8 protein-coding genes are annotated in these 8,465 nt (G+C 43.9%); 6 read left to right on the top strand and 2 right to left on the bottom strand.

The window, feature by feature from the left end:
- Together IPJ71_19505 and IPJ71_19500 are read right to left on the bottom strand one after the other, a co-directional pair.
- A partial coding sequence (locus IPJ71_19505; protein ID MBK7845828.1) for a hypothetical protein occupies positions 1-465 on the bottom strand: 465 nt, incomplete at its 3' end.
- Positions 455-1,207, bottom strand: coding sequence for a hypothetical protein (locus IPJ71_19500; protein MBK7845827.1), 753 nt, complete (start codon positions 1,205-1,207; stop codon positions 455-457). The genes IPJ71_19505 and IPJ71_19500, both read right to left, overlap by 11 nt.
- Positions 1,208-1,409: 202 nt before the next feature.
- Between IPJ71_19500 and IPJ71_19495 the strand changes: the two genes are divergently transcribed.
- The 6 genes from IPJ71_19495 (at position 1,410) to IPJ71_19470 (ending at position 8,461) form a co-directional block, all read left to right on the top strand.
- Positions 1,410-2,984, top strand: a complete 1,575-nt coding sequence (locus tag IPJ71_19495; protein ID MBK7845826.1) for a hypothetical protein — start codon at positions 1,410-1,412, stop codon at positions 2,982-2,984.
- A 123-nt stretch (positions 2,985-3,107) separates the two neighbouring features.
- A complete protein-coding gene (locus IPJ71_19490) occupies positions 3,108-3,593 on the top strand; it encodes a hypothetical protein (protein ID MBK7845825.1) in 486 nt (161 codons plus the stop codon).
- A gap of 60 nt (positions 3,594-3,653) precedes the next feature.
- Positions 3,654-3,986, top strand: a complete 333-nt coding sequence (locus IPJ71_19485) for a hypothetical protein (protein MBK7845824.1) — start codon at positions 3,654-3,656, stop codon at positions 3,984-3,986.
- A gap of 250 nt (positions 3,987-4,236) precedes the next feature.
- Entirely contained in the window at positions 4,237-6,471 is a 2,235-nt protein-coding gene (locus IPJ71_19480) for a hypothetical protein (protein ID MBK7845823.1), read from the top strand.
- The gene (locus IPJ71_19475; protein MBK7845822.1) at positions 6,468-7,094 is read left to right on the top strand and encodes a hypothetical protein; all 627 of its coding nucleotides are present in this window, start codon (positions 6,468-6,470) and stop codon (positions 7,092-7,094) included. Before IPJ71_19480 ends, IPJ71_19475 begins: the two co-directional genes overlap by 4 nt.
- Entirely contained in the window at positions 7,091-8,461 is a 1,371-nt protein-coding gene (locus IPJ71_19470) for a hypothetical protein (GenBank protein MBK7845821.1), read from the top strand. Before IPJ71_19475 ends, IPJ71_19470 begins: the two co-directional genes overlap by 4 nt.
- Positions 8,462-8,465 lie beyond the last annotated feature (4 nt).

The following is an 8,465-nucleotide window of genomic DNA, read 5'->3' as shown; positions in this document are numbered from 1 at the left end:
AGAATAACCGTCTTCCTGATCTTTCTCAGTTGGTTGAGTGTTAAATCCTCCACCGCCTCCTATGTGAGAAGTTCCTCCAGCAGAGGCAAGAAAATCAGGATTTAGTTCACTTTCAACGGATTGAGCGTGAAATCCTCCGGTGCCACCTACTGCCGAACCATTACCGGCAATGAAGTGAGTTCTTAGGTATTCCTCAACCGTCGTAGAATTAAAGCCTCCACCGATGAAGCCACTTCCTCCGGCGAAACCAGTTCCACCAGCAGAGACATGAGAGCTAGTTGCGGTTGCCGATCCGCTCTGATGATGTTGAATAAACTGCACACGCGAATATCCGTCTTCCTGATCTTTCTCAGTTGGTTGAGTGTGAAACCCTCCACCGCCTCCTGTGTGACCCGTTCCCCCTGCAAAGGCACGAGAGCCAACTAGAGTTATCAATAAAACAAAAAATAAAGATTTAAATTTCATTTTGTGCCCCGTTTTTCTGAACAGAGTGTAGGTCATGGTAAGAATTCATCAAATAAGTAAAGTACATAGGGATCTGTCCTGGACAAGAACTCCTGATCTTACTAATAGCCAGTGCCGCAGTTTCGAGAATTTTTAGCGATTGAATATACCCATCTATACTCATAGACCCCCACATAGCTCCTATCGTTGCCTTGTGACAAGTCATATTAGCAGTGTTTGTAAAGTGCAAGTGAGAATGGATTACCTTCAATATATCATCTGCGTGATGAAAGGAGATTTCAGGCATCAAAGCCTTGATTGTCTCTCCATCGTCAGACACTTCAACGACTTTTCGCATTTTAAGTATTTCAAGTGATCGAAGGCCTCTTGTTCCGAATTCCTCCCTCAATTCCGTTAGAGATACTGGTTTATCACAGGTCAAAAACGCGAGTACATAAAGGGTATCTTGATCAAGTGAGGAAATCAGTGTTCCGGCAGCCACTTCTTTTTCCCTAAAGATAGAGAAAATATTCGATAACTCTGGATATTGCTTGCTGAGTAGCGGACCTATTTCAGAACCACAAGCGACCACGTCCAGAACATTGGCAAGAGTGGGGTAGTTTGCCGCAGTTTCGTCTTGCAAAATTCTTCTTAGACTCGAATAAGGAACTCTTGCTCGTCTTGCTAGCTCCGACACTGACCGTCCTGCTTCAGCGCTCAGCCAGCTATCAATTTTTTGCCTAATTTCTGAATTCAATGCCACGTATCAGCCCCCCTTAATTGAACCATTTCCTGATGCATCTGCTCTGCCATTTAACCAAAGTGGTTAAATGGGCACGTAACTAGTTGATTGCACAATGAATCATTTAACCAAGTTGGTTAATCTTCGTTTAGCCAAAGATTTTTCTTTATTCAAAAGGAATATTTTGATTTGGATGTCTCAACAAAGTTTTCATGGGTAAGGCTTGAGTAAATGTGAAAAGCTCGAGTTTTTTTCATGGTGGGTACTAAATAAAAAAAAGCTCGCCCTAACAACTTTAGCTGAAACTAAAGTGCCAGGGAGAGCCGGTGCGGAAAATATCTTCCAACACAAAGCAATTGGAAGTTATTCCGTCTTGGTTCTCAACGCAAGGGTGAGCTCGTTTTCTTGTCCGATTTTCGGGCAAAAGGGGGAGCTATGCGTTCTTTTTGGAATATTTTCCTTGTCTCGTTTCTGTGCTTTGCTTGTTCGTTTTAAAAATAATGACCATTCAAAGGCTCCGTCTCCGGTTAAAAGCGAGGCCTTGGGCCTCACCTTAAAGCTTGATGAAACGCTTCATGGAGAGATGAAGCTCAATGAAGTCAAAGCCCTCTCTCAAATAGAGCTATCCGGTGAGAACTTCTCACTTCCTTTTCTTGTGCCTGACGAGATGGTGCTGATGCTTTCCAATATCCCGGACTCCTCCATTCATGAGGGGGGGATTAGGGCTTTTATCAAATACATGGAATCAGAGGCTGAGCTTCCTCTCTCGGCCGTCAAAGTGGTGGCGGGTTTGACACCAGATTTGAAGTCCAATCTCAATCTGGAATTTCATGTGCATGGACTAAAGAATATCTTTACTCCCTCTGAATCAAGGACGGCTTCGGTGCGGATTCAGATCAATGGACAAAAAGAGAATGAGGTCAGAGTCCTAAAATTCTCGCTCTCAACACCTCCCAGCCGAATTGAATCAAAGAGCCTGACGCCTGAGGAGTTTTCAAGTCTGTCGAAGGAAAGTGAAAGTCTTTCGTTTTCTGAAATTAAGCTCGTAGATAAAAGATTTGCATTGTTGAGAGTCCTTCAGATCACCTCATTTGAGGAAAATCCCGTTGAGATTGTCCTCGGACAAAGAGGTTTGGGGATTATACAAACGAAAATCTATGAAAGGGTTTACCGAGATTTAGGATGTAATTTCGCAGTCGATGAGCAACATTTGAATTTCGAAAATCCAGGGCCTTTTGAGTTGATTCCGCTTAATGAGGAGTCCTTGCAGTTTGCCATGGACCGAGTTCATTTGGGTGAGGGATTCCCTAGAGAGCTCACTTTGCACTTAAAGCCCCAAATTCCCCTTTATGTGGGGCTTTATGGATCAGATCCAGAAACTCTCACTCTCTTTGACCAGGGAAGACCTCAAGACACGATGAGAACATTCAGGGGAGCTACGACTTGCCACGAGGAATGTGTAAGGGAAGAAGACTTTTGCACACCTCCACCTCCGAGGAATATGCCCACTTCTCTTGATCGAGAAGAACTCTTTGAGGAATCTCCATTTTTGAAGGTTCAGCTTCTTCCAGCTGCTTGTAGAACAAGGTGTGTTGAGAAAAAGCTCGTTCGCGATCAGGGTGACATCCTCAAAGGTAGACAACTTGAGAGCTTGAAGTTCATTGTGAGCGAATCTGGACTCAATCTGAAAGCTCAGAATATCAAAACCCCATCGATGACAATTGTTGATCAAAGAGCTCTGCCTCTTTTCTCTCACTTTGATTTGATGGGGATTTGGACTCCGAAGACCTCAAAATAAGACCATCTCCAACTCTCCTCTCTCTCTTCTCTCTTTTTAGTGAAGAGAGATGAGTCTATGGAGGCGAGATGAGATTTCATTGTGTTTCTGACAGATCATTAGCCCTTCTTTTTGGAGAACCAGATGAAAGCACTGAGACTTGTTTTAATGGGATTTCTTTTAAACTCCTGTGCCACTCACAGACAATCGCAGTTGTCTGCAATGGGTGTGGGAGCGATTGTTGGAGGGTCTTTTGGGTCCATGTCGGCACCAAAGGATGAAAGCAAACTCAGCCATGGAGCCCTTTGGGCAGCTCTTCTCTCATCAGGTTTCGCAATTGCAAGTCTTTACCTGTTTGACAATGAGAAGGCCTCGCAAGACTTAAAAATAGAGACTGAAGCGCTTAAAGCTGAATTAATAAAGTTCAAAAAATCAGAAGCCCCGAGACTTCTCTCTCAAGGCTCAGGGCTTTTTAGTCACTCGCTGCCTGATGAGGCAAGAAAACTCATCAGTCCCGGAGAGTGGAGAAAATACTCCGTCGATCAATGGGTTCAAGACTCCGGCAACCCCAACACTTGGCTTCACTACAACCTGATGTATGAGTTTATCCCACCGTCTTTAACTCCGTAAAAGTTCAAAAAATAAGGGATTCATCTAAGGCAAAACAAATTATTAGAAGGGAATTAACAAATGAAACATAATCAGACCTACAAAACCCTAATAAACCATCTCTCTGCTTTTTCATTCGCTCAACTTCTCTCTCCTCTTTGTCTTTTCATTTTAAGTTCCTCTCATCCAGCCCACGCAAGTAGGCTCAGTCAGGCGGCCAGTGTGGCCAACCAAAGTCTCTTAAGTCTTGCACAGGCAACGAGTGGGATTGCCTTTGCCCTCGGCGCTATTTTTTATCACTTTGGGGCTCCCTTCTTGGGAAAGCAGATTCTCATTGGCGGAGTCATAGGGCTTGCGGCCACCTTTGGAGGACCTGCCATTATTGAATTATTAAGGAGTGTTTTTGGTGCCTAAACCCATCCAAAAACCCTCATATTCCCTCAATAATTCGTCTTTGTTTTTTGGACTGAGTGAGGTGGACTTTATTTTCCTTGGCCTTCTCTTTCTATCTGGCCTTCTAATTTTTAAACAATTTGAATCCTTAAGGTTTCTGCCTCTTCTTCATCTTTTGATCTGCTCTCTTTCACTTGTTTTCTTAAGACTTAACTTTCGAAGACACACGGTCAGGGACTTTTTAACCCGGGCCTTTAACAGGAGGGTTCAAGTGATTTATCCAAAACTGACTCATCAATTCGATCTGAAAGCTCATCGCTTCTGGGTCTTTGAAAACTTAAGCCTCTTAACAGCCTTTGAGGTGGATGGAATCGATCCCGAGCGGGACGATTTGGAGGACGTGAGCCGTCATCTCACTCAATTTGCCCTTTCACTCGATCCAAGGATCACTCTTAAAATTAATCTCAGCTCTCAATGGGCCTTCTCCTCTTCAAGTACTAACCTCTCATCAAGAAAAGAGGAGCTCTCAGAGATCGGATTCTCACGGGATAAGATCACAATAAGTCTTGAGACCCAAATCGGCGGATTCTCTCAATTGATTAAGACCCTCTTGAGAAAGAAATCCTCCTCAGTTGAGGAATCCTATGCCCTCTCCCTCCTGGATGGGTGTAATCTCAAACATTTAGAAGAGATAGGCCTTCAGTGTCGAGTATTAAAAAAACCTCCGGTTTTCAGCACACGGGGTGAATTTATAAGAATACTCAAAGCCGGCATTGAAATATCGCACGATATTTTTGGCATCGTAAAGTTTCAGGGACCAACACCCACAGCTTTAAACTTGAACTCCCTTCACAGTCTCAGACAACAAATCCCCGAGCCCTATCAGATATCCTTGAAGCTCAGAAAGATGCCCTCAAGTCTCTCTGAACTCTTGCTCCGTCGCAAATCCTCTCAAGGCTTGAGCGGAGGGGATAAGATATCGGCTCAGAAGTATTATGATTCCGAAGATCTTTTGGAAAAAGTAGCCCTTGAAAGGGAGTCCCTATTTAATTACGAGCTCTACGTGATTTTGCCAAGAGTCTCTGAGGAGTTAATTCGAGAGGATTCAAAAATCGTCATTCATGCTCTGAAACCCATGGGAGCCTTCGCCCTTGAAACATTCGGAAGCTTTAACTGCTTTAAGTCTCTTCTGCCAGGAAATTTTCATCACTTAAGTTTTAAGGAAAGAGGAGACATCTTAGGTCTCTATTTCCCCCTTCTTGGATCTCGAGGAACGAAAGTGGAAAAAAAGGCTCAAGGTCTAAAGGGAGAAGACAGAAATCTTAAACAAAGCCACGGTCTTTATCTTCACCGCAGAGACCACAGTCTGAACTCGATTGATTTGTTTGATAAACGCTACGACGCCTTTTCAGCGATTATCTGTGGCAAGACAGGCAGTGGAAAAAGTGTCCTCACCAATCTTTTAACGAGAGCCCTTCTTCATGACAGGCGAATTCATATTATCAAAGTCGATGTGGGCGGAAGCCACTCGAAAGAAACCGAAAGTTTAAAGGGAAGAGAATACCGGCTGAGCCTTGACAAGCCCTCTGGCATGAATCCATTTTTGTGTCTTAAAGAGGGGGTGCATGAGTCCTCGATCTCTGTGCTATCGAATTTCCTCAACGTGCTGATGACAGAAGAAGGAGAGCTGACACTCTCTAAGGAATTAAGAGCCCAGGTGGAAAGAGCTTTATTTCTCTATGCCGAAGGGATCAAAGGAAAAGACAATGAAAGTCCATCCATTGATGGGTTTTTAAGGGAATCAAAAGATCTTCCGAGAAAGTCTCTCCTCTACCGATGGGCTAAAGGTGGTATCTATCAAAATGCTCTGATCAGTAAAAACGAGCAAGACCCGCATGAAGAGAACTGTTGCCTTCGCTATTATAATTTTTCAGATATTCATCAGGCCAGTGACGCTGATTTCGGCCAGGGCGGGTTCTCCCTCGTCATGGCTCAATTTAACCTTGAAATGATCAGATCAAAGGACAAAAAACTCGTTTTTATCGCAGATGAGACTCCTTTTTTTATCAAGCGATGCTTTGCCTTCTTTAAGTTTTCAACGGCTAACGTGAGAAAATTTGGTGGATCCTTCATTTCCATCAGCCAAAAATCAACGGATCTGATCGTTCAAAATGATCAGGGTATCATCGAGAACAGTCCCAACCGATTTCTCTTTAGCCCTGATGGAGAGAGAAAAGAGTTTCAGGAGAGATTTCAATTGTCGAGGGACAAGATGGAGGTCCTTGAGAATTTAAAAGGAGAGCAGAGGAGGTTTTCAGAGGTCTTGTATCAGGACAAATTTGGCTCTCGAATATTTCGCATTATCCTAAGCCCCGAGGAGTATTGGAGGTTCTCAAGCACTAGAGAGGACAACCAGAAGATCGAGAGTCTCATGAAGACAGTTCCAAGCCTCACTCGTCTTGAAGCCATCAGAGTCTTGAGTTTGGATAGAAAGGCTCAAGATTGATGAGATCCCATTCCTCTCAAACTCTTATTTCACTACTACTACTGTGTATCTCCTGTCTTTTGTCTCCCTCAAGGGCTCAAGCCTTTTTAGACACCCTTGTCGATTCTGCTGAAAAAGTAGCCGAGGCCTCAGCTCTCGTCGATGCCACCCATGAACTACTTAAGACCGTTGAGAACAACTCCTCGGAGAGGGACTCCTCAAACAAACGCTTTTCTGATCTGGATCGATCCATCAGTGAGCTCTCAGCTTCTCTGGATAAAATCGAGGGCAAAACCCAAACAGCGGTTTGGGCCAAGAACGAAATCGAAGCCCTGATGAAAGCTCCAAGGCTCTCAAAAATGACCTTAACCGACAGTATTAGATCTTCGAGTGAATATTTAAAAAGAGTTAAGCGTCTGTTCCTGGCGCTGGCGAATTTTCCAAAAGCCTCATCGGCCTATGCCCAATCAGAGAGTGCTTTTACTCTTCAAGAACAGCTCAAACTTCAAAGATCCTCGCTCGCTGTTCAGACTGAGATTTTGACCGAATTAAAACTTCAAATGAGAAAGTCCGAGATCGAATCGAGGAGTTTTGATGAACTGATGACGCAAGAGTTTATCAAGCGTCGGGGAGTGCATCCATGAGCTTTGAGTTCACCCAAAAAATGAGTAATGATGTCTTTCGAGAAACCAAGAGCTATATCGTTCTGATCTTTCCTGTGCTCTTCTCCTTAAGACTCCTCTATCTCAACATGACGGCCGCAAACTCAAGAGAGTATGGAGAGCTCGTCAAGGGAGCTGCCCTCTTTCTGGCTCTTCTTCTCTCCTATGAATATCTCCTCTCTCTGACTTTTGATTTTTCAAGAGCTTTAGAGGGCGACATTGCTCAACAAACAACTCAAAGACTTCTGCTCTCACAAAAAGACCCCATTGCAACTCCCGGCCTCTCTCTCGTTCGAAAAACTCTAGGGCTTATCACTTCTGTTGTTTATTACCTATCTCAGTGTCTTTTTATTATTTCACTTATCTTTATGTCGGCTTTGGCTCCCATTGTTTTTCTCTTCGGCACAGTTTTATCCATGCCCTCACTCATCAAGATCTTCTATTTTCTCATTCTTATTGGCTCTTCTTGGCCCCTCTTGTTTTCAGTCTTTGACCGAGTGGGAGGAAGCTTACTCCAAAATGGATTAAAATCTGAAAGTCAGATTTTCTACTGGTCCATTGATCTCTTAATCGAGCTCTTCAAACTCTTAAGTCCCCTCTCCTTTTGCAAGCTCCTTCTTCAATCGACGTTTGGAGGCTCAGCCTTAAGTGCCCTCTCCGGAGGAAAAGAGGTGGGAAGACGGGTTGCCGGAGGATTTGTCCATGGCTTCACTCCCCCTCGATATTTACCTCAACAGTCGAAGAGAAGGGGACAGCCCCAAATAAACAGCTCTTTTGGTTTAGGAAATCGAAGCTTAACTCTTCCGCCCTTTGCCTCCTCAAGGGGCTCTTCATTTCAAAAAAGTTCCAGGAACTATCAGGCCCCAATCACGCATGGAATAAGCGGAAAGTCTGGAATGAGAAATTATTCTGGAATGAGAAATTCTAAAAACACAGACCTGATGACTCATAACTCTCAAGACTCAAAAAAAGACTCAGGAGCTCTCCCCTTAAACCTGTCAAACCAAGTAGGTTTGACAGGTCCCTTTCGAAATCCATCTAGAGCTTCAATTGGCCAAAATCTTTTTACCCAGGATGGATCTAGCCAAAATAATTATGGCTCGTCGAACAGAGATACTCTTGGTCGCGCTCTGTCCTCTCAAGGACTTAAAAAATCAAATCCACATACTTCGGCCAATCGAAATGGAAATGGAAATGGAAATGGAAATGGAAATTCCAGCACTCCCAGTGGGATTGCAAGAGAAAGGTCTCAGGGTTTGAGAAGAGGATCTTATTCTTCGTTTCAGAAAACACAATTGAGACAAAACGAGACTTGGATTGATGGCTCAAAAGGGGGGCGTGAGCAATGAGTTT

The sequence above is a fragment of the Bdellovibrionales bacterium genome (genome assembly GCA_016714165.1).
Lineage (GTDB): Bacteria > Bdellovibrionota > Bdellovibrionia > Bdellovibrionales > UBA1609 > JADJVA01.
The sequence above is the reverse complement of the archived record's forward strand: the minus strand, read 5'-3'. Positions and strand labels throughout refer to the sequence as shown.